Below are 21450 nucleotides of genomic sequence, written 5' to 3' on the forward strand. Positions count from 1 at the left end.
GCGCGCTGCTCTGCACGGAACTCTGTGGTTGATAAGCATGCAGTGTACCGCCTAACGGCGGCCACTGCAAATGACACGCGGACTATTCAGCTTGCTGCAGGGTCTTGTGCAGGCCTTGCAGATCGTACACGCGCAACTCATCCAGATGGCGGATGCCTTCGACGGCCGCTTCCGCGCCCGCGATGGTGGTGTAGGTCGTCACGCGCGACGCCAGGGCCGAAGTGCGGATGGCCCGCGAATCGACGATGGCGCTGCGTTTTTCTTCCACAGTGTTAATCACCAGCACGATTTCATGGTTCTTGATCATGTCGACGATGTGCGGACGGCCTTCGATCACCTTGTTCACTGGCGTGACGGCGATGCCGGCAGCGGCGATCACGGCGGCGGTGCCCTTGGTGGCGACCACGGTGAAACCCGACTCGACCAGGTCACGCGCCACTTGCACGGCGCGCGGCTTGTCCGACGCTTTCACGCTGATGAAGACCTTGCCCGATTTTGGCAGGTTCACGCCGGCGCCCAGTTGCGATTTCACAAACGCTTCGCCAAACGTCAGGCCCACGCCCATGACTTCGCCCGTCGATTTCATTTCAGGGCCCAGGATAGTGTCCACGCCCGGGAACTTGACGAACGGGAAGACGGCTTCCTTGACGCTGAAATATGGCGGCACGACTTCCTGCGTGATGCCTTGCGAGGCCAGCGATTGGCCGACCATGCAGCGGGCAGCAATTTTCGCCAGTTGCAAGCCCGTGGCTTTCGAGACGAAAGGCACGGTACGCGAAGCGCGCGGATTGACTTCCAGCACGAAGACGACATCTTTCATTTCGCCGTCAATTTCCTGCTTCTGGATGGCGAACTGCACGTTCATCAGGCCGACCACGTTCAAGCCCTTGGCCATCAGCGCCGTCTGGCGTTTCAGTTCTTCAATGGTTTCCGGTGCCAGCGAATACGGTGGCAGCGAGCAAGCCGAGTCGCCCGAGTGTACGCCAGCCTGTTCGATGTGTTCCATCACGCCGCCGATAAACGTCGTTTCGCCGTCGGAGATGCAATCGACGTCGCACTCGATGGCGTCGTTCAGGAAGCGGTCCAGCAACACGGGTGAATCGTGCGAAACCTTGACCGCTTCGCGCATGTAGCGCTCGAGGTCGCGTTGCTCATGCACGATTTCCATGGCGCGGCCACCCAGCACGTACGATGGACGCACGACCAGCGGGTAACCGATTTCCTGCGCCAGCGCCAAAGCGTCGGCTTCCGTGCGGGCGGTGCGGTTAGGCGGCTGGCGCAGTTCCAGCTTGTGCAACAATTGCTGGAAACGCTCGCGGTCTTCGGCCGCATCGATCATGTCGGGCGAAGTGCCGATGATCGGTACGCCATTCGCTTCCAGGTCCAGCGCCAGTTTCAGCGGGGTCTGGCCGCCGTACTGCACGATCACGCCCACCGGTTTTTCAATGGCGACGATTTCCAGCACGTCTTCCAGCGTCAGGGACTCAAAGTACAGGCGGTCCGAAGTATCGTAGTCGGTCGACACGGTTTCCGGGTTGCAATTGACCATGATGGTTTCGTAGCCGTCTTCGCGCATGGCGAGGGCCGCGTGGACGCAGCAATAGTCAAATTCGATACCCTGGCCGATACGGTTCGGGCCACCGCCCAGCACCATGATCTTTTTCTTGTCGGTCGGATTCGATTCGCACTCTTCGTCGTACGTGGAGTACATATACGCCGTGTCGGTCGAAAATTCCGCTGCGCAGGTATCGACGCGCTTGTAGACAGGACGGATGTTGAGCGCATGGCGCTGCTGGCGCACGGCCGTGTCGGTCGTTTGCAACAGGAAGCCCAGGCGGCGGTCCGAGAAGCCCTTCTGTTTCAACTTGTACAGGGTGTTCTTGTCCAGATTTTCCAGCTTCTGCGTGTCCAGCCACAGTTCCAGGTCGACGATTTCCTTGATCTGGATCAAGAACCATGGGTCGATCTTGGTCAGGTTGTGCACTTCTTCCAAAGTGAAACCTTGGGCAAACGCATCGCCCACGTACCAGATGCGCTCAGGACCAGGCTCGCCCAGTTCTTCTTCGATCTTTTCGCGGTCCTTGGTTTTCTCGTTCATGCCGTCCACGCCCACTTCCAGGCCGCGCAAGGCTTTCTGGAACGATTCCTGGAAGGTACGGCCAATCGCCATCACTTCGCCGACGGATTTCATCTGCGTCGTCAGGTGGTGGTCGGCGGTCGGGAATTTCTCGAAAGTGAAACGCGGGATCTTCGTGACGACGTAATCGATTGACGGTTCGAACGAGGCCGGCGTGGCGCCGCCCGTGATTTCATTGCGCAGCTCGTCCAGGGTGTAACCGACGGCCAGCTTGGCAGCGATTTTTGCAATCGGGAAGCCCGTGGCTTTCGATGCCAGGGCCGACGAACGCGACACGCGCGGGTTCATCTCGATGACGATCATGCGACCATCGACAGGGTTGATCGAAAATTGCACGTTCGAGCCACCGGTGTCGACGCCGATCTCGCGCAGCACTGCCAGACTGGCATTGCGCATGATCTGGTATTCCTTGTCCGTCAGCGTTTGCGCTGGCGCCACCGTGATGGAGTCGCCTGTGTGCACGCCCATCGGGTCGAGGTTTTCAATCGAGCAAATGATAATGCAGTTGTCCGCCTTGTCGCGCACCACTTCCATCTCGTACTCTTTCCAGCCCAGCAACGATTCTTCGATCAGCAACTCTTTCGTCGGCGAGGCTTCCAGGCCGCGCTTGCAGATGGTTTCGAATTCTTCTTCGTTGTAGGCGATGCCGCCGCCGGAACCGCCCATGGTGAACGATGGCCGGATGATGGTCGGGAAGCCCAGGGTGCGCTGCACCGCCCACGCTTCCTCCATCGAATGCGCCACGCCCGACTTGGCCGAACCGAGGCCGATCTTGGTCATCGCGTCCTTGAACTTGGAACGGTCTTCCGCCTTGTCGATGGCTTCCGGCGACGCGCCGATCAGTTCGACGTTGTATTTCGCCAGCACGCCATTGTTGAACAGGTCCAGCGCGCAGTTCAGCGCCGTCTGGCCGCCCATCGTTGGCAGGATGGCGTCCGGACGCTCCTTGGCGATGATGCGTTCAACCACCGACCAGGTGATCGGTTCGATGTAGGTCACGTCGGCCATTTCCGGGTCCGTCATGATGGTCGCAGGATTGCTGTTGACCAGGATGACTTTGTAGCCCTCTTCGCGCAGGGCCTTGCACGCTTGCGCGCCGGAATAATCGAATTCGCAGGCCTGGCCGATCACGATCGGGCCAGCGCCAATAATCAGAATACTTTTAATATCTAAACGTTTAGGCATTTTTCTTTTTCTCCTCCGCAGCCATCAAGTTGATGAAGCGGTCAAACAGGTAAGCAACATCCATCGGGCCCGGCGACGCTTCAGGGTGGCCCTGGAAGCAGAAAGCCGGCTTGTCCGTGCGGGCAAAGCCCTGCAGGGAGCCGTCGAACAGCGATTCATGGGTCACGCGGCAATTCGCGGGCAAGGTTGCCGCGTCGACGGCGAAACCGTGGTTTTGCGAGGTAATCAAGACTTGCTTGGTTTCCAGGTCTTGCACCGGATGGTTGGCGCCGTGGTGACCGAACTTCATCTTCAGCGTTTTTGCGCCGGAAGCGAGCGCCATGATCTGGTGACCGAGGCAGATGCCGAAGGTCGGGATGCCCTTCTCGATCAATTCGCGGGTAGCAGCAATGGCGTAATCGCACGGTTCCGGGTCGCCGGGACCGTTCGACAGGAAGATGCCGTCCGGATTCAGCGCCAGGGCGTCGGCCGCCGTGGCTTGCGCCGGCAGCACGGTGACTTTGCAGCCGCGTGCCGTCAGCATGCGCAGGATGTTGCGCTTGACACCGTAGTCGAAGGCGACCACGTGGTATTTCGCATCGGCGTCGGCCAACTGGCCATAGCCTTCGCCCAAGGTCCATTCCGTTTCGCGGTACTCGTAGGCAGTCTTGCTCGATACCACCTTGGCCAAGTCCATGCCGGCCAGGCCGGGGAAGGAACGGGCCAGTTCCAGCGCTTGCGCGGCGGATGGCTCATTGCCTTGCGTACCGACCAGGATGGCGCCGCCCTGCGCACCTTTTTCACGCAGGATGCGCGTGAGCTTGCGTGTATCGATGCCGGCGATGGCGACGATATTTTCAGCTTTCAGGTAGTCGGACAGGGAGAGCGTGGAACGGAAATTGGATGCCAGCAATGGCAGATCGCGGATGATGAGGCCAGCGGCATGAACCTTGGAAGATTCGACATCTTCCGGATTGACGCCCGTATTGCCGATATGCGGATAGGTCAGGGTGACCATCTGGCGGCAATAGCTTGGGTCGGTAAGGATTTCCTGATACCCGGTCATGGAGGTATTGAAAACAACCTCGCCCGTGGTATGACCGGCGGCACCGATCGAAAAACCTTTAAAGATCGTTCCATCAGCAAGCGCTAATATGGCTGGAACGGCAGGGCCAGAAAAAAATGGCGGCAAGGGCAACTCCTGATAAAGTTACCGTAGCTGCGCCACGTCAGACCGACCGCCTAATTACCCGAGCCAGATGCACTCAGGGTGTTTCAACGGTCATTTTGAATGAGGGGATGGGTAGTCGCTACGGTATATGTGTGATTGGCTAAACCTTTGAATTATAACCAAAAGGAAGCTTTTCCACAAGGAAGAAAATGTAGAAGAAAATGTAGAAGGCCCGGCATTTTTTTGCACAACAGCATAAAACCCGCGCGCCATGAAAAAGCCGCCCGGCTTGCGCGGGGCGGCTAGTTCTGCAACTGCGGCGACTACTTAGAACGTGTTCACAATCTATCCGAATAGCCGGATAATGGCGGGATGAGAAAACCTTACGCCAGCGACATCAGTCGAGAAAAGTTTGAAGAAATCCTACCGCTGCTGCAAAGCGTGAGGAAACGCACGAAACCGACCACGGTGGACTTGTACGAAGTGTTCTGCGCGGTGCTATATCTGCTGCGCAGTGGCTGCCAGTGGAGGATGCTACCAAGGGATTTTCCGAAATGGAGGACGGTGCATTCGTACTTTGCCAAATGGAGCGAGCCCGACCAGCACGGTATCAGCGTGCTGGAACGGGCATTAAAAAAATCAGGTTGGCGCGGCCCGCGAGAGACTGGAGCGCAGCGCCAAGCCGACGCTGTTGATCGTTGACGCACAAAGCGTAAAAAATACCGACACGGCCGGTAGCAAGGGTTACGACGCGGGCAAAAAGGTTTCAGGCATCAAGCGCCACATCGGTGTTGACACACAGGGGCTACCCCATGCCATTGCCGTGACGACGGCCGAGGTTACGGACCGCAAAGGAGCGCTGCAGGCGATGCAGCGTTGCAAAGGCGGCCTGGATAAAGTGCAAAGCGTGCTGGCCGACAGCGGTTATGTGGGCAAACCCTTTGCCCAAGGTGTGCAGGAAACCTTGGGCGAGGCGGTCACGGTGCAGATTGCCAAACGCAGTGAATTGCACAAGTTCGCAGTGATACCCAAGCGCTGGGTGGTCGAGCGCAGCTTCGCCTGGTTGGAAAAAAACAGGCGACTGTGGAAAAACTGCGAACGATGGCTTAACACCAGCTTGCAGTTCATCCACCTGGCTTTCCTGGCGATGCTGCTCAGGAGATCATGAACACGTTCTTAGGCCGTCAACGCTGCAATACCAGCTTTCGCGATTTGCGCATCTTCCGCCGACTTCACGCCCGAGACGCCGACGGCGCCCACGTAGTGGCCGTCGAACACGATGGGTACGCCGCCTTCGAGCAAGCCGTCGATTTCCGGCACGCTCAGGAACGACACGCGGCCGCCATTGATCATCTCTTCATAGATGCGCGATTCGCGGCGGCCCAGCGCGGCCGTTTTGGCTTTCGAGGGGGCAATGTGCGACGAGATCGGCGCCACGCCATCCATACGCTGCAGCCACAGCAAATGGCCGCCGTCATCGACGATGGCGATCGTGACCGCCCAGTTATTCTTGACCGCTTCCGCTTCGGCGGCGGCAGCGATTTTCTTTACGTCGTCCAGGGTCAAAATCGGTTTCGATTGCATGGTGCATCCTTGTTATGTTGAAGCAAAATTGTATACGAAATGCGCAGCGGCGCGATCGTTTACTGCTCGCGCTTGGCTTTCAGCTTTTGCTTGAGCTGCGCCATGACGGCAAAGGTCGCCTGCTCGCCCGCCAAAATCGCCTGGTTGCGGCTGTTGAAATCGTTGCCCTTCATGGTACCCAGGCTGGGCTGGATCACCACGTCAGCATCCTTCAGCTCGAACTGGTTGATGCGCTGGCCCATGATGGCAAACGTCTGCATCAGCACTTCCATCGAGCTGATGGCCTTCTGAGTATCCGTTTGCGATGAAATATTCACGGCGATGATGAAATCGGCGCCCATGTCGCGCGCGAAGCGCACGGGCACGGGAGCGACCAGGCCGCCATCGACATAGGTGTGGCCGGCAATCGTCACGGGCTGGAACACGCCGGGCACGGCCGACGAGGCGCGCACGGCCATGCCGGTGTTACCGCGCTGGAACAGGATCGGCTGGCCATTCTTCAAATCGGTCGCCACCACGCCAAACGGGATCTTGAGTTTTTCCAGCGGCACGCCGCCGACAGCCTTGTTGACATAGCTTTGCAGCGCCTCGCCCTTGAGCACGCCGGACGACTTGCCGAACAGGGGCAAGGCCCAGTCGGAAATGGCCGCCTCGTCCATGTCGAACGCCATCTTTTGCAGGGCGAAGCCGGAGTTGCCTGCCGCATACAAGGCACCCACCACGCTGCCGGCGCTGGTACCGGTGACGATGTCGGCGTGGATGCCCTGCGATTCGAGTGCCTTGATCACGCCGATATGCGCGAAGCCGCGCGCCGCGCCACCGCCCAGGGCCAGGCCGATCTTGATCTTGCGCGGCGGCACGACGATGGGCTCGGGAGGCGTCAATACTTGTATGGGTTTCGGGACGGTGGTATCGCAGCCGGCCAGCGCAAAGGCGGCCAGGGCAAGCAGGGTCAGGCGTTTAGGGAGCATAGTGGCAGAAGAGAACCGCGCGCGGCAGTGGCAACAAAGGAGAGCCGATTGTAGCGCAAGCGGGGCCGCCCGCACTGAAGCCTGTCTTAAATGTTTGCGGTGACAATGTTCGTACGGGCCGACTCTGCCACCACACGGCTGCTAGACTGGCGCCTGCTTTGTTACTTGCTCCCGATATGTCAGAACATCAATTTGCCGACAGCCGCGCCTTGAGCGCCCCTTTTTCACAGCAACTGGCCAGCCACCCCGGCGACGGCGCCCTCGCCTGGTTGACTTGCGTGCTGGCCACGCAAGCGCCCGCGCTGCGCTCGTCGAACGCCATCCTGCTGGCCTACACGGGCAACCCGGCCGCCATCGACTGGATCGATGACTATATCGGCTCGCCCGTGGCGGGGCAATGGGGTGTGGCGGCAGCCCTGCTGGGCACGCCCTGGCCGCGCATCCTTGACTGGCTGCAGCGCGGCGGCGCGCACCGGCTGATGGCGCTCGATACCCTGCGCGCGTATCGCAAGCCGGCCGTCAACATGTCGCCGCTGGAACAGATCGCCGCGCCCGTGCTGCCGCAGGCGCCCGCGCGCACCGACCTCGATGCGGCGCTGGTCGCCTGCCTGGCCGCGTCAGCCACGCCACGCATCCAGGCAGCCGTCAACTCGATCAACAAGCATGTGGACGAAATCCTGCGCGGCGGCCCACGCGGCGTGGCCTTGGCCGACTTGCCGCGCCTGTATCTCGATGCGGCACCGTTCAAGCATGCGCCCGCCATCCTGGAGCAGCATGCGGCCATGGTGGGCGACATGCGCGAAAACCTGCAGAAGCTGCTCAAGGGCATACTGTGAACAGGCCAGCCCATATCAGCATCGACTTGAGCGATATCAATACCGCGCGCCAGCTGCATGCCACCCTGGCAGCCGCGCTGGCCTTTCCGGCCTTCTACGGCATGAACTGGGATGCCTTCTGGGATGCCATCACGGGCCTGGTGGAAATGCCGCAACAGTTACAATTCACAGCATGGCAAGCGCTGGAAGAGCGGCTGCCGCGCGATGCGGCCATCCTGCAGCGCATCCTGGCGCGCATGGCACTGGACATGCCGGCCCAGGCGGCGCAGGTACGCTATGCCTGAGCCTGCGATATTTTCTATTTCGAATACCCCTGCTCATTGAATTGCCCCGCGTCCAGCTTGGCCCAGGCATGGCGGATGCCCCACCACATCAAATAGGCATTGCCGCCGCCGCGCGCGCGGAACCACGGTTTCACGGGGTCGATGGGGCGCACCTTGGCCGGCGGCAATATCAGCACGCCGCTCGTCTGGCCGGCGTCGCTGGTGCCCGCCACCAGCACGTTCTGGCCAAAGTGATTCGCCTGGGCGATACCCAGCGCCACATTCGTCAAGGCCGTGGCGGCGCCCATTTCACCCAGCAAGGCCGGCGTATTGAAGCTTTGCTGGAGGAAATCGAAGGCCGGCAGCTCGGTCGTCAAGGTTTGCGCCAGGTAGGCGATGCGGTCCGGCGACGCCGGCCGGGTGTTGTTCGCATCATGGATCACATAGCCGATATCTACCTCGCTCTTGCGTCCGTTGCCTGCCGCCTGCGCCAGGGTCGCCTGCCACGCCTGTACCGTGGGCGGCGGCAAGCCCTTCTGCGCTGCAAAGGCGCTGACCTGCTGCGTGGCGGGATAAGCTATCCACGCCAGCGCATCGCGCTCCGTCTTGTAATGGGGACCGGCCAGTACCAGCAAGACCATGTTTTCATTGATTTGCTCATCTTTCGGGAAGCTGGGCGCATCCCAGCTCATCACCCAGACCGTTTCAGCGGGATGCGCCTGCAAATAATCGAGGGCGGCCGCCAGAGACACAAAGCCTGCATTCGCGCCACCTGGCGTCACGCGCACGTCGGGCGGGGTGGACTTGGTCCAGGAGTTGGGGAAGTTCGGATTTCCAATTGAAAAAGTACTTGTAATTTGCTTGCGCAAGTCGTCGCCTGCAAGAAGGGGATCAAACCGTTCTGCAGGCAAAGTGTACTCAACATGGATACCCGCCAATTCATTCCAGCCTTTTTTGTTTTTTACGTCGTGGGCGTTATAAAAATAGGTTGGATTTGAAAAATACATACCATGGAATTTTGTTATTATTTGCCTAGCGTATTTAATATGGAAATCACTAAAAGTAATTTTCCCATCGTTCGAAGATGCTATCCCTGCAACGGATCTAACATTCGAAAAAATAGCTGGGTACAACTCCACCATGTCGTCTTTTTTATTTGGACAAACTTTTCCTAGAGTCCACAATAACTGCCATTCGGTAGGATAATCTTGTCTATGAAGCGGATTCAACCATTGCACCCCAACTACTTGGGCAGTAAACGGCATTCCAACACCAGAAGTGCCAGCTTTGTTTTTGTCGATCATTGCTTCCGATTTTACTACGCATGACGACAGCCCTACCGTCGCCATGATCGCCGCGACAGAAGTAAATATGAAATTCTTAGCCACTCTCCCCTCCCATGCATATATTTTTAAATAAAAATTAAGGGACATTATTTTCACGTAAATCACTTATTTTTTTTGGCATTACGCCATCTACTGATTTTCTTACCCACTTCGAAGGCGCGGCTCCATTCACTTTGCCTTCGTAAAAATATTCAATAGACATATTTATATGCTCAGGGCCTCCAAGATCATCAAGAAACCGCCAATCCGCCATCGTTCTCAACTCCCGCAAATCTGTTTCCAACAGATGGCAGCAGCCCACGGCCACGTCATACGCCAGCGCCTTTCTGGAATGTTCGCTGTTGGTCAGGATGGTGGAGTGATCGGTGGCATAGGTCCCCACGTTGCCGGCCAGGCCCGCCTGGATTTTCCGCTGGCGCCATGCCGTGTATTGCGCGCTCGCCGTCTCGGGATGGTCTTCTTCCGTGACGTGTTTGCCTTTCTCGACCTTGCCTTCGCGCTTGGCCATCATGCGCAGGGAGGCGTGGTATTCGTATTGCAGTGCCGCTTCGCTCTCCTCGTTGCCGCGCGCGGCATCGGTGCGCTGTTTTTCGCCATGCAGGCCGCCACGCGGTATCGACAGCTCGCGCTCGCCGTGGAAAGGATCGCCCTCCGGATGCGCGGCATCCGTGTTGCGCTCCCAGCCGTGTGGATGCAGTCCCATGTCAAAGCTGGGGCAGATCGCACCAAACAACTTCGCTTGCGGGAAGAATGTCTCTGGCAGGTCGGGCGCTTCCAGCGGGATTTTCCAGTACTTGTCGGGCGAGGCATTTATACGCTTGCGCATCAATGCGGTGGCCACGATGGCGATGGGCGCAAACGCCACGGTGAGTATCTGGAACAGCCATTTTTCTTGCGCTTCCAGGCCCTTGGCCACGCTATACGTGGAAATCATGGAAGGTGGATTCCAGAAATGGTCGTTGCCAAAATCAATAGCAGGGCGATGATCGCCCCAGTAGTCGTACGCGCCTTTTACGCCGACGGGAAAACCCTCGGCAAACACGCGCTGGGTAAATACTCCCTCGCCGCCTGCCCTGGCGATTTCGCCAGGGTCGACCTTGCCCTGGCGGTCTTTCTTTGGCAGGCCATCCTTGTCCAGCACAGGACCGGCCAAGCCGCGCCAGCCCATGCCTTGCACCGTCAAGGAGGAAATCACCTGGTCGTGCGGATTGCAATACAGGGTCACGCGTCCCACAGTTGCGCCCCGCACGCCATAAGTATCAATATCGTGCTGCGCTTTGAAGGGGTGGTGCGCACTGCTCATGGCCTGGTCGATTTTCTCGGCCTGCCATTGTGCGGCGCGCCGTTCGCCGATGAGCGCAAAGAAAGCCGCCAGCGTGTCGATGCGTGCCGCAGCCGTCTGGCGGCCCGTGCTGCCGTCCGCCGCTTTCAGGTTCGACGACGTCCAGTTCTCCGCCATGTTGTCTTCCACCACGCTGTACGGCGGATTGCACAGGACATAATTGTCGGCAATGCAAGGCCACATCCTGCCTTGGGAGTCCGCCACCTTGGGCAGGCGCTCGCCCAGGAAGGCCGCTGCCATGCTGACCATATTGCCCTGGCTGTGGCACACGATGGTGATCGGCACGTCGGCCTGCTTTTGCCGGATGGCCTCGATCAGCCGCGCCAGGCGGTAGGCGGCCAGCACGAAATACGGGCGTGGCGGGCAGGCGTACACCTGCCGGTCATTGGTCGGGTTCATGTGCTGGATCTGCATCCACAGAAACAGCTGGTCCGACAAGCCTTCGCCCCACAGGTCCGGCAGCGAAGTACAGCCATTGGCAAAAGGGCCGCCGCCCCAGTAATTCTGTTCATTCAGGAATATGCCGTCGCCATATGTCTGCAACTCGATATCATTGGCTGCGTAGCCCCAGCGGAAACGGATCACGGGCGAATAGCCATCGGCCTGCATGAAGGTTTTTGGTTTCATCAGCGGGTTAATGAAACCGTCGCGCGTCAGCTGGCCCATATAGCGGGCCGGCGTCATGGCGATACCTTCCTGGGCGCCGCGCCCGGTATCGTGTACACGCCGGTGCAAACGTGCATTCAATCCCGCGCACAAACCAGTTTCCGCCTCGTCATACCATTCGCCATCGGAATTCACACCGTGCACGAAAATCATGATGCCTGGCAAGGGCAGGCGCGTAGTAATCGGCAACTTGTCGTGATCGAAGCGCAGCAAGCCGTCTTTTTCGCCTATCTGCAGGTATTTGCTTTCGTCGAACGGCAAGGAACCCGCCTTGGGCTTGTGTACACTCATGTCTGACTCCCGTGAATGACAGAGAACGTGCAACACCGGTACTTAGTCGCGCGGCCTGAAAATACGCACCCTGAGTTTTTCCAGACTGTCGCCCACGATGGCGGCGCCCTTGCCTTCACTGTCGGCATCCACCACTTGCTGCGAGCCATCCTCGCGCCCGACGACGATCTTGACACCGCCGACGGGACTGCCATCGAGGCCGGAAAGCACCTGCGGCATGCGGCCCAGGTCGCCCTCGTCAAAGCTCGGCAATTCAGCCTTGCTGCTGGCCGGGCCATTCCAGTGATGGCCGTCGGTCTTGATGGTCAGCGCACCCGGACCACCCAGTTCCACGCTGCCGCCCGCCAGTTTCAGATAGGCGCCACCCGCCGTCATGAAGGTGATTTCATCCTGCGCCATGCCGATCATGCGGGTATTGGCCGTCAATTTCAGGGCCTTGGCGGCGTTCAGTTGCATCTCGTCAAACTGGCTCTGCATGAGAAATTTGCCATGGTGCGCGATCTGGGTGATGCCGCCCTTGTGGGCAAACACGGAAACGCCCTCGCCAGCCTGCATGCTGCAGCGCTGGCCCGCGATCACGTGCACGTGCTGCTGCGCCACCGTGTCGACATTCACGCCGGCGTAGTTGACTATGGTCTTCGGGCTGCTCAGCGCCAGCCCCGCGGGCGCCGTCAGGCTGGCAGCGGGCGCCACGGCACCAGCCACCGCTTCTTTCAAGGCGGCGGCGCTCGCCACGTCAACCGGCAGCGCCTGGTGCGCGCCAGCGTACTCTCCCAGCGATTTGAACAAGTCCAGGCACTCTTGCATCAACGCCAGATGCTCCTCGGCCGATAACTGGCCGCCTGCCGCGTCGAGCCGCCGCCAGGCCGACAGCAGCAGCGCCTTGCCGCTGCGGATCGCGCCGCCGTGATCGCTGCGCAACTCGAATCCGTCGCCACGCTGCTGGCCAGCGCCGCCGGCGCGCGGCTCGACCAGAAATCCAAGGTTGAGCTCAGTGGTGGCGTGATCGCTGGCCAGCTGGGCACTGATCTGCCGGGGCGTGTCGTCAAAACGCAGCTGATTGCCGCCCTGGCCGCGCACTTCGCGGCTGCGCATGCCCGCCAGGTAGCGGTTGCCCGGCAGCGCGCCGCGTTTGCTGAGTGCCGGCGGCGGCGCCACGGCGTTGAACAATTGCCCCAGTACAATCGGCCGGTCGGGATCACCCGCCAAGAATCCGATCAGCACTTCCGAGCCGACGCGCGGCAATGCCAGCGTGCCGCACTGGTGCGCGCTGCCCTGTCCATCGCCAGCCCAATTGCTGACGACGCGCAGCCAGGCCGTGTCGCGCTCCGTATCCGAGGCGCCGGAACCTTGCGCATGTGCATGGTCGGCAGCGCGGGTCGCAGGGAAACGCACCTTGATGCGCCCTTGCTCGTCGCAATGCACTTCTTCACCGCTGGGTCCGACCACGATGGCGCTTTGCAGCTGCGGCTGGGGCACATCGCGCTGCGGATCGAATGCGGGCACCAGGACCACGCTGGAACGCACGCAGCTAAAGCGCATGCGATAACGCGGCGTTTCCGGCCCCGTGCACCCTGCCACCGAGGTCGCGCCTTGCGCCAGCCAATCACTGGCGGCGAACAGACGCGCGATGCCCGCATCCAGGGCGGGCGGCAGATTGTTACTGGTATGCACTTCCAATGCCGTGACAAGGAAACGCCGGGCATCTGGCCGATGCTGGTCGATTTCCGGATGACCTTCCAGGCTGAACTGCTGGCCAGCACACAGCGAGCGCACGACGCCCTCGCCATGAAAACACTTGGTTTCCACGTCATGGCGCGCCATCGCCAGCAAGCCCAGCTGGCGAAAATCTTCCGCGTCATTGCCCATGTGCGGCGTCGCCACAAAATAGTCGTCGAGGTTGGCGGCAAGGCAATTGCCGCTGGCACCCTGATCGGCCATGCCGCCCGCATCCGTCTGCATGAACTGGCGGTTGCGTGGCGCCGCATAATCCCAGCTATGACGCCCCGTGCTGCCTGCCTGCAGGGTGCGCACAGCACCCCAGGCCGTGATGGAATCGCTCTCTTCAGTAGCGTCCGCCCGGTGGTAGCGGATGACAGGCGCCACATTCTCCGGCAGGCGGCTGGCGTCGTCGAACAGCAACAAGACATGCGACGGCATGGCGTCGGATGCGCCATGCTGTGCGGCGCCAGGCTGGATGACCCAGGAAATGCCACGCCGCCGCAGCAAGCGCCGAATGAATGCGGCATCGGATTCATTGTGCTGCATGGTCAGTTCGCGCGCCGGAAATTGACGATAGGCCAGCGCCTGATCGATTTCGCAAGCAAACGTGGCGCCAATGATGGTGTTGCCCAGCCGCCATTCAGCAATCAGCAGTTCGACGATCTCCAGCTCCGTCTTGCCACGGAACACACGCGTATTGCGGCGTTTTTCCATCAAGGTCAGCGCATCGTGCAGCACCAGCTGGTAAGTGGCGAGGCCGCCATCGCTCAGTCCGGCAGAGGCTTGCGCGACAATGCCGCAGACGCTGCGCAACTGCCCTGCGTCAGTAACGATCTGCAACTCGGCCGGAACACCCATGAACTGCTTGAGTGGCAAGTGCGCATCGAGCGAGACGCAACGTATGCAGTACTCCAGACTGGCGCAAATGGCTTCGCGGCCATCTACCTGCTGCGGCAACAGCACATCGTCGTTCACGCCGTCCGCATACGCCAGCCGCAGGCGCAATGGCCGGTGACGGGCGTTCAGTTCCTTCGTCGCCAGCATGAACTGCATGAATTCGTCCGCGCTCTCCATTCCATCTCCCCAGTGTCGATACGCCTCGCTCCCAGCTCATCAGTATTCATACATTTGCCGGCGGCCAATTGCGGCGCATCAAGCGGCACCGGGAAATCGGATGTCATAGCACATGGCGTCACAGTCGCGGCTGGCCTCTCCGGTCAGCAAGCGCGCGGCCTGCCCCAGGCAAGCTGCGCCCTGCCCCATCCTGGCCGTCAGGCTGCTGCCATGCACATCGGCAGCGCGCAGGATCAGACGGATTTCGTATTGCATGCATGGCAAGCCAAACAGGCTCAACATGCTTTTCAAGGACAGCGCAGCGGAATGTCCGGGAAGAAAATCGTCGAACTGTGCCCGGCTCAAGGGCCCCAGGTACAGGCGCACGCGCAAGTCCCGGCGCCGGCAGCGTGCGCCCAGCATGGCGCCTTGTCCCAAACCAACATTGCTCAGATTGAGCAAGGAATGCTCATTGCTTGCCCGCACGTGCCAGGTATTGACGAAGGACTCGATACGCAAAGGCACGCCGAAATAATCACCCAGCACATCGGCCATCAACTCGGCGCTGACGGGCCGCTGCCGCAGCGCTGCAGCGTAGTAAGCAAGCGCCTCCGGAGGCAGCGCGCCGGTACTTGCCAGGCGCGACGGCCATGCGCCAGCCAGCGCCAACTGCAACGACAGGAACCCGGGGCGGCCGCTTGCGTCGACCTGGCACTCGATCCGGGTGCTGGCCCAGGCCTGATAAAACAACACGGGCGCGCGTTGCGACAAGGCATCGAGGAAGGCGCGCGCGCCGGCATCGCCCGTCGCCCGCTCCTGGCGCACCAGCCGCTCCGTATAGTGCAGGGGCAAAGTGCCCTGCACGCCCAGCAAGCCCATGAAACTGGGCCGCAGGTGCAGGCGGCCATGCTCGCTGTCATGCCACACTGCCTCCACCTCGCTGGCGGGAAAGGCCAAAGCAACGCTGTTATGAAAACGCAGGCCATCGTGCAGCGCTGAATCGGCGCACGCGCCCTGCCGGCATAGCCAGCGTTCGAGCAGGCGCACGGTCTGAAAGAAACCAAAACGGTATGGCGCCTCGGACAGCAGCGCGATTACGCCAGTGCTTGCTGGCCATTGCGGGGCGGGCATCGCAGCAACTCCTTTCCACTCTTGTGCGAAATCAGGAGCAAACGGCAATAGCTGTTGACATGAATATACATGCCCAGCACATGGTCGATCACTTGCGCAAAGACATGCAGGCCACTGCCGACGTAGGCCTCTTCATCCACCGTCAGCAAGACGTCGATGCCAAACACCAGCACGCCGCCACTGGCATCAGGCATCCAGGTGCTGCTGGCGCGGTGCGTCAAAGCCTGGATGCCTTGAATTTGCCGTTGTGACATAAGTGAAGCAGGCAAATTATGTAGCGCCAGCATTTCCTGGAATAGCGCCACACCCTCTTCCACCAACGCCTGATGATTCAACGACAACAGTGCCAGCAAACGGGCTTGCGCAGGCAAGTCCGCCTTGAAACGATACGCTGGACTCGGCTGGCGCAACAAGCGCACCGGGAGCGCGCCAGCCGTTCCCTCGTGCCGCAGATCGCCATCCGGTGAACCGACTGGCAATGCACTCGGCAGGTTGCGATTACTGCAAGTCAAATCGACCGATACCGTCGTTATCCCGGCATAGGTATCGTCCTCGTCGCCGTCGACAAACGCCAGGCTGCTTTCGTAACCGGGATGACTGAGCGCCCGCGCCTCATCGCGCCGCGCCACCCAATAACGGCTCTTCGCTCCGCCAGCCTGCCCATGGCGCATGGCATAAAACGGCTGGCAGTGCGTCAGCGTGTTGGCATGGGCGCCCTGCCGCACCAGGCGCACGGCATCGACACTATGAATGTCATATGCGTGCGCATATTTATGTTCGGCGAGCAGCGGATACTCGCTGTGCATTTGCGTCAACCTGATCGGCGCGGCAGCCTGCTGGAACAAATTAATCACCGGCGTGCAGGCAAGCAACAAATTGCTTGCCGATACGGACCGCAGCAAACGTGCGCCAGCGCTGCTGGCAGCGGTGGCGCGCAGGCCCAGATGCAAAGTCCAACGCTGGCATCCAGGCGGCAAGCGTGGTGTAATCAGGCCAAGGTCAATATCAAAAAACTGGAATTTCTCAGGGTAGGCAAAGTATTCTGTCAGCAAGCAGTAGGCACGATGGGAACCCGGCTTGCGCGGCAACAGCGCCTCCTCCGGCAAAAAACCAACGGCACGCAGCGGCACTTGCGCCAGCGGCAACTGCACGCCACCGGCCTCGATCCAGGCATACGCGGCATGCAAAAACAGGGCATCGCGCAAGGTGGCCGTCAGCGATGGCGTGCCATCGATGAATACGCGCACGGCAGGCAGCATCAATTGCTCCAGCGTGCCAGTGGCCGACGTGGACACGATATCGATAGCGATCGCAGTCGATATGTCGGACGGTAAATGGACTGCCGCAGCAACATCAATCAGGGGAACGAAGCGTGCGCCGGCAAGACTGAGCGGCGCCAGCACTACATCATAGGCGGTGCGAAACTTGCAGACGACGCCCTGATATTGCGGTGCATGCATCAAGGTTCCACGCGGCAAGATATCGATGCCGTCGCGCGCCTGGCCCGGCACACCGCTGGCGTCCACGTGGGCAATCGAACACGCGGGAAACGGCCTCAGGTAGTGTGGAAAATTCACTTCCAGCATGGACTCGGTGAAACCCTGACGCGCATCATCGATCTTCTTGGCCGTACGGGCATTACACAGAGCATATGCCTCGATCAGGCGCTCGATATGCGGGTCCTGGCAACTGCTACCCACGATACCCAGTGCACCGGCGACACCGGGATAGCGCGCAGCAAATTCCTGCTGATGCGTACGTAGCATATCCAGTTCCAGCTCATAGTACTTCAGCAACGATTCCATGCTGGCAGCTCCAAAGCAGGGCGGGCGACACAGGTCGCCAGACGGAAACTGCATTATTCAATAATGATAGAAAAGTAAGTTGCGCAGAAACAATAAGTCGACCTGTGACATGGCAGCAGCAGCGTTCCCTGCCGAAATATGCTTGACAGCCCGGCCCAACTTCCCGTACATTAAGTGCATGTCCTCCTTCAAACATTCCTCCCCTTCCCTGCTGTCGCTATCGCGACTACACCTAGCACGCGCATAAGTTTTCCGCATTGCTTCGCCTGGCCACACGCCGGCGTGTTTCAAAAACCCTGGAAGGTTTGATGATGTTTGCACCATCCCCCGCTACACCCGTAATTTCTGACGCGACCACCACCACTGGTGCCGTTGCCGTGCTTTGCCTGCTAAAACTACCGATCGCTTGCCTGGCCTAGTGTTGCGTGGCCGCCCGGCAAGCTTGCGCCACAACCATTGATTTCCCCTATTTTCAGGAGTACCCGATCATGATGTTGCAAAACCCAGCTTCCAAATACCGCGCCTTTCCTCCCGTCAAATTGACCGACCGTCAATGGCCAAACCAGATCATCAGCAAACCGCCGATCTGGATGAGCACCGACTTGCGCGATGGCAACCAGTCGCTGATCGAGCCGATGAGCGCGGAAAAGAAGCTGCGGTTCTTCGAGATGCTGATTGCCATCGGCCTGAAAGAAATCGAAGTGGGTTTCCCATCGGCATCGCAGACGGATTTCGATTTCGTGCGCAAGCTCGTCGATGAAGGCCGCATCCCGGACGACGTCACCATCATCGTGCTGACCCAGTCGCGCGAGGAATTGATACGCCGCACGGTGGAATCGGTCGTCGGCGCCAAGCGCGCCATCGTCCACCTGTACAACTCCGTGGCACCCGTGTTCCGCAAGGTCGTGTTCGGCATGTCGCGCGAGGAAATCACGCAGATCGCCACCACCGGCACCACCCTCGTCAAACAGCTGGTGGCGCAGCATCCGGAAACGCAATGGGGCTTTGAATACACGCCGGAATCGTTTTCCACCACCGAGCTCGATTTCTCCAAGCATATCTGCGACGCCGTCAGCGCCATCTGGAAGCCGACGCCGGCCAACAAGATGATCGTCAACCTGCCATCGACCGTGGAATGCAGCACGCCCAATGTGTATGCGGACCAGATCGAATGGATGTCGCGCAAACTGGCGCGCCGCGATTCCATCATCATCAGCGTGCACCCGCACAACGACCGCGGCACGGCCGTCGCGTCGGCCGAGCTGGCCGTGATGGCAGGCGCCGACCGCGTCGAAGGCTGTTTGTTCGGCAATGGCGAGCGCACGGGCAACGTCGACCTGGTGACCCTGGCGATGAACTTATACACGCAGGGCGTGCACCCGGGCCTGGATTTCTCCGACATCGATACCGTGCGCAAGTGCGTGGAAGAGTGCAACCAGTTGCCCGTCCACCCGCGCCACCCGTATGCGGGCGACCTGGTGTTTACGGCATTCTCCGGCTCGCACCAAGATGCGATCAAGAAAGGTTTCGCCAAGCAACAACCGGACAGCATCTGGGAAGTGCCGTACTTGCCGATCGATCCGGCCGACCTGGGCCGCAGCTACGACGCCGTGATCCGCGTCAACAGCCAGTCCGGCAAGGGTGGCATGGCGTACTTGCTGGAACAGGAATATGGCCTGGTCTTGCCGCGCCGCCTGCAGATCGAATTCTCGCGCGCCGTGCAAGCCGTGGCCGACGCCACGGGCCGCGAAATCGCCGCGCAGGATATCCATGAAATATTCCAGAAGGAATACCTGGAGCAGACGGCGCCGTACGCCTACGCTTCGCACCGCATGGTGGAAGACACCAGCAGCGATGAATCCGTGCAGATCGACATCAGCCTGTCGCACCGCCAAACGCCGCTGGCCCTGCAAGGCGGCGGCAACGGCCCCATCGATGCCTTCGTGAATGCGCTGGGCCTGGACATCAAGCTGATGGATTACCATGAGCATTCGATCGGCTCCGGCGCCAATGCGCAAGCGGCTTGCTACGTGGAATTGCGCCTCGACAACGGCCCGACCCTGTTCGGCGCCGCCATCGACAGCAATATCGTCACCGCCTCGTTCAAGGCCGTGCTGTCGGCCGTGAACCGCCGCATCGGGCAGACGGACGCCGAAAAAACAACTGCGGCCGATGTGGCGGCCAGCGCCGCCTAAGTAATTTCAGCGCGCTTCATAGGAGAAAAAGCGGTACGGCTTGATCGCCGTGCCGCTTTTTCATTTCTACCGGGCAATTAGTAGTGCAAATCAGGTATCGCCGACCGTATAATCGTTTCATAACAAGACCACCGGAGACAGATCATTAGCTACCGAGGGAATCAGTATGAAATTGACGGATATGAAGATAGGCGTGCGCCTGGGTGCCGGTTTTGGCGTGGTGCTGCTGCTGATGGCAGTGCTGGTAGGAACGGGCCTTTTCCGACTGGACAAGATCGGCGCACTCAGTGAAGCCATCATCGAGAAAGACTGGGCCAAGGCCGATGCCATCGCCACCATTCGCAGCACCACGCGCTCGAACGCGGCGCTGGTGCTGGAACTGTTCATCCATGAAGATCCGGCCCGCGCCAACGCCATCCACGGCGAAATCGATGCCAACAAGGCCACCATCAGCGATGCGCTGGCCATCCTCGACCACCTGATCGTGCTGCCTGAAGGCAAGGAACTGCTGGCCACCCTGAAGCAGCAGCGCAAGGCCTATGTGGTCTCGTTCAGCCAGGCCGACAAGCTGCTGGTGGCGGGACAGCGCGCGGAAGCGGCCGTGCATGTGCGCGACGACACTTTGCCCGCCCTGAATCAGTTGCAAAAAACGGTGAACCGCCTGAATGAAATCCAACGCGCAGTGGTCGTGCATGGCGGCCAGCAAATCCGGCAGAATATTTCCGCAGCGAATGTGCTGATGGCCAGCCTGGGCACGACCGCGCTGCTGCTGGGCGTGCTCTTTGCCTGGTGGGTCACGCGCTCGATCACCACGCCGATCGCGTATGCCCTGCGCGTGGCGCAAGCCGTGGCCGCAGGCGACCTAAGCAGTAAAATCGTCGCCGATGGCATGGATGAAACGGGCCAGTTGCTGCAGGCGCTGCGCGACATGAATACCAACCTGGCCACGCTGGTGGGGCAAGTACGCGGTGGCACGGGCACGATCGCCGTGGCGTCGAGCCAGATCGCCAGCGGCAATGCCGACCTGTCGGCCCGCACGGAAGCGCAGGCCAGCGCGCTGGAAGAAACCGCCTCGTCGATGATCGAACTGACGGGCACCGTGCGCAGCAATAGCGACAATGCGCGCCAGGCCGACAGCCTGGCCCGCTCGGCATCGGGCATCGCGCAGCGCGGTGGCACGGCCATGGCGGAAGTAATCGGCACCATGGATGCCATCAATGCCTCCTCGCGCAAGATCGTCGACATCATCGCCGTCATCGACGGCATCGCCTTCCAGACGAATATCCTGGCCCTGAACGCGGCCGTGGAAGCGGCGCGTGCGGGCGAAGAGGGACGCGGCTTTGCCGTGGTGGCGTCCGAAGTGCGCAACCTGGCCCAGCGCTCGGCCGCCGCCGCCAAGGAAATCAAGGAACTCATTGCCGACTCCGTCAATCGGGTCGACCAGGGCGCGCAGCTGGTCAACCAGGCGGGTGCCACGATGGAAGAAGTGGTGGCCAGCGTGGGCCGGGTCAGCGCCATCGTCGGTGAAATCAGCGTCGCCAACCACGAGCAGAGCGAAGGCATCGAGCAGATCAATGCCGCCATCATGCAGATGGATCAGACGACGCAGCAGAACGCGGCCCTGGTCGAGGAGGCTGCCGCGGCGGCAGCGGCCATGCATGAACAGGCGGGCGAACTGGAAACCCTCGTCAGCCAGTTCAAGCTGGAACCGAACACCATCGCCAAGGCGCCGCCCCGCCCTGATGCGCCCACCGTCCCGCGCTTGCACTAGGC

General features: G+C 60.4%; 14 protein-coding genes. 5 read left to right on the forward strand and 9 right to left on the reverse strand.

Annotation, left to right across the window (positions count from 1 at the left end; all coding sequences use genetic code 11):
• Positions 1-82: 82 nt before the first annotated feature.
• Positions 83-3322, reverse strand: coding sequence for a carbamoyl-phosphate synthase large subunit (gene carB / locus ACQ4W7_RS08565; RefSeq protein ID WP_426073061.1), 3240 nt, complete (start codon positions 3320-3322; stop codon positions 83-85).
• On the reverse strand, positions 3315-4493 hold the full coding sequence (gene carA / locus ACQ4W7_RS08570) for a glutamine-hydrolyzing carbamoyl-phosphate synthase small subunit (protein ID WP_426073062.1): 1179 nt from the start codon (positions 4491-4493) through the stop codon (positions 3315-3317). Before carA ends, carB begins: the two co-directional genes overlap by 8 nt.
• 351 nt (positions 4494-4844) lie before the next feature.
• Here carA and ACQ4W7_RS08575 point away from each other — a divergent pair.
• Positions 4845-5640, forward strand: a protein-coding gene (locus ACQ4W7_RS08575) for an IS5 family transposase (RefSeq protein ID WP_436529781.1) whose coding sequence is annotated in 2 segments (ribosomal slippage) — positions 4845-5107 and positions 5106-5640 — 798 coding nt in all. Because the reading frame shifts where the segments join, the coding sequence is not laid out codon by codon here.
• 8 nt (positions 5641-5648) lie between these two features.
• Here the strand turns inward: ACQ4W7_RS08575 and ACQ4W7_RS08580 are convergent.
• Together ACQ4W7_RS08580 and ACQ4W7_RS08585 are read right to left on the reverse strand one after the other, a co-directional pair.
• Positions 5649-6056 carry a GlcG/HbpS family heme-binding protein gene (locus ACQ4W7_RS08580; RefSeq protein WP_426073063.1) on the reverse strand — a complete coding sequence of 136 codons (408 nt, stop codon included), beginning with the start codon at positions 6054-6056 and terminating at the stop codon, positions 5649-5651.
• Positions 6057-6115: 59 nt separating this feature from the next.
• On the reverse strand, positions 6116-7027 hold the full coding sequence (locus ACQ4W7_RS08585) for a patatin-like phospholipase family protein (RefSeq protein ID WP_436529783.1): 912 nt from the start codon (positions 7025-7027) through the stop codon (positions 6116-6118).
• A 176-nt stretch (positions 7028-7203) separates the two neighbouring features.
• Between ACQ4W7_RS08585 and ACQ4W7_RS08590 the strand changes: the two genes are divergently transcribed.
• Together ACQ4W7_RS08590 and ACQ4W7_RS08595 are read left to right on the forward strand one after the other, a co-directional pair.
• The gene (locus ACQ4W7_RS08590; RefSeq protein ID WP_436529785.1) at positions 7204-7863 is read left to right on the forward strand and encodes a hypothetical protein; all 660 of its coding nucleotides are present in this window, start codon (positions 7204-7206) and stop codon (positions 7861-7863) included.
• A complete protein-coding gene (locus tag ACQ4W7_RS08595; protein ID WP_436529787.1) occupies positions 7860-8147 on the forward strand; it encodes a barstar family protein in 288 nt (95 codons plus the stop codon). Before ACQ4W7_RS08590 ends, ACQ4W7_RS08595 begins: the two co-directional genes overlap by 4 nt.
• A 14-nt stretch (positions 8148-8161) precedes the next feature.
• Here ACQ4W7_RS08595 and ACQ4W7_RS08600 read toward each other — a convergent pair whose 3' ends face one another.
• From ACQ4W7_RS08600 to tssF, 5 genes are all read right to left on the reverse strand, one after another.
• Positions 8162-8995 (reverse strand): hypothetical protein, encoded by an 834-nt coding sequence (locus tag ACQ4W7_RS08600; protein WP_436529789.1) that lies wholly within the window; start codon positions 8993-8995, stop codon positions 8162-8164.
• A gap of 553 nt (positions 8996-9548) precedes the next feature.
• Entirely contained in the window at positions 9549-11771 is a 2223-nt protein-coding gene (locus tag ACQ4W7_RS08605; protein WP_436529791.1) for a T6SS effector phospholipase Tle3 domain-containing protein, read from the reverse strand.
• A gap of 42 nt (positions 11772-11813) precedes the next feature.
• Complete coding sequence (locus ACQ4W7_RS08610) at positions 11814-14567, reverse strand: type VI secretion system Vgr family protein (protein ID WP_436529793.1); 2754 nt, start codon at positions 14565-14567, stop codon at positions 11814-11816.
• A 78-nt stretch (positions 14568-14645) separates the two neighbouring features.
• The gene (gene tssG, locus ACQ4W7_RS08615; RefSeq protein ID WP_436529795.1) at positions 14646-15677 is read right to left on the reverse strand and encodes a type VI secretion system baseplate subunit TssG; all 1032 of its coding nucleotides are present in this window, start codon (positions 15675-15677) and stop codon (positions 14646-14648) included.
• Complete coding sequence (gene tssF, locus ACQ4W7_RS08620; RefSeq protein WP_436529797.1) at positions 15641-17482, reverse strand: type VI secretion system baseplate subunit TssF; 1842 nt, start codon at positions 17480-17482, stop codon at positions 15641-15643. The genes tssG and tssF overlap by 37 nt, the downstream gene beginning before the upstream one ends.
• A gap of 488 nt (positions 17483-17970) precedes the next feature.
• Here tssF and leuA point away from each other — a divergent pair, with 488 nt between their 5' ends.
• Both leuA and ACQ4W7_RS08630 read left to right on the forward strand, forming a co-directional pair.
• Entirely contained in the window at positions 17971-19677 is a 1707-nt protein-coding gene (gene leuA / locus ACQ4W7_RS08625) for a 2-isopropylmalate synthase (protein WP_436529799.1), read from the forward strand.
• Positions 19678-19843: 166 nt separating this feature from the next.
• Positions 19844-21448 carry a methyl-accepting chemotaxis protein gene (locus tag ACQ4W7_RS08630; RefSeq protein WP_436529801.1) on the forward strand — a complete coding sequence of 535 codons (1605 nt, stop codon included), beginning with the start codon at positions 19844-19846 and terminating at the stop codon, positions 21446-21448.
• The last annotated feature ends 2 nt before the right edge of the window (positions 21449-21450 follow it).

The sequence above is a fragment of the Janthinobacterium algoris genome (assembly GCF_051380935.1).
Lineage (GTDB): Bacteria > Pseudomonadota > Gammaproteobacteria > Burkholderiales > Burkholderiaceae_D > Janthinobacterium.

Bases quoted from the DNA above. Each gene is read 5' to 3' on its own strand.
- carB (WP_426073061.1), bottom strand. From the start codon at position 3,322: ATGCCTAAACGTTTAGATATTAAAAGTATTCTGATTATTGGCGCTGGC.
- ACQ4W7_RS08580 (WP_426073063.1), bottom strand. From the start codon at position 6,056: ATGCAATCGAAACCGATTTTGACCCTGGACGACGTAAAGAAAATCGCT.
- ACQ4W7_RS08585 (WP_436529783.1), bottom strand. From the start codon at position 7,027: ATGCTCCCTAAACGCCTGACCCTGCTTGCCCTGGCCGCCTTTGCGCTG.
- ACQ4W7_RS08590 (WP_436529785.1), top strand. From the start codon at position 7,204: ATGTCAGAACATCAATTTGCCGACAGCCGCGCCTTGAGCGCCCCTTTT.
- ACQ4W7_RS08605 (WP_436529791.1), bottom strand. From the start codon at position 11,771: ATGAGTGTACACAAGCCCAAGGCGGGTTCCTTGCCGTTCGACGAAAGC.
- ACQ4W7_RS08610 (WP_436529793.1), bottom strand. From the start codon at position 14,567: ATGGAGAGCGCGGACGAATTCATGCAGTTCATGCTGGCGACGAAGGAA.
- tssG (WP_436529795.1), bottom strand. From the start codon at position 15,677: ATGCCCGCCCCGCAATGGCCAGCAAGCACTGGCGTAATCGCGCTGCTG.
- tssF (WP_436529797.1), bottom strand. From the start codon at position 17,482: ATGGAATCGTTGCTGAAGTACTATGAGCTGGAACTGGATATGCTACGT.
- leuA (WP_436529799.1), top strand. From the start codon at position 17,971: ATGATGTTGCAAAACCCAGCTTCCAAATACCGCGCCTTTCCTCCCGTC.
- ACQ4W7_RS08630 (WP_436529801.1), top strand. From the start codon at position 19,844: ATGAAATTGACGGATATGAAGATAGGCGTGCGCCTGGGTGCCGGTTTT.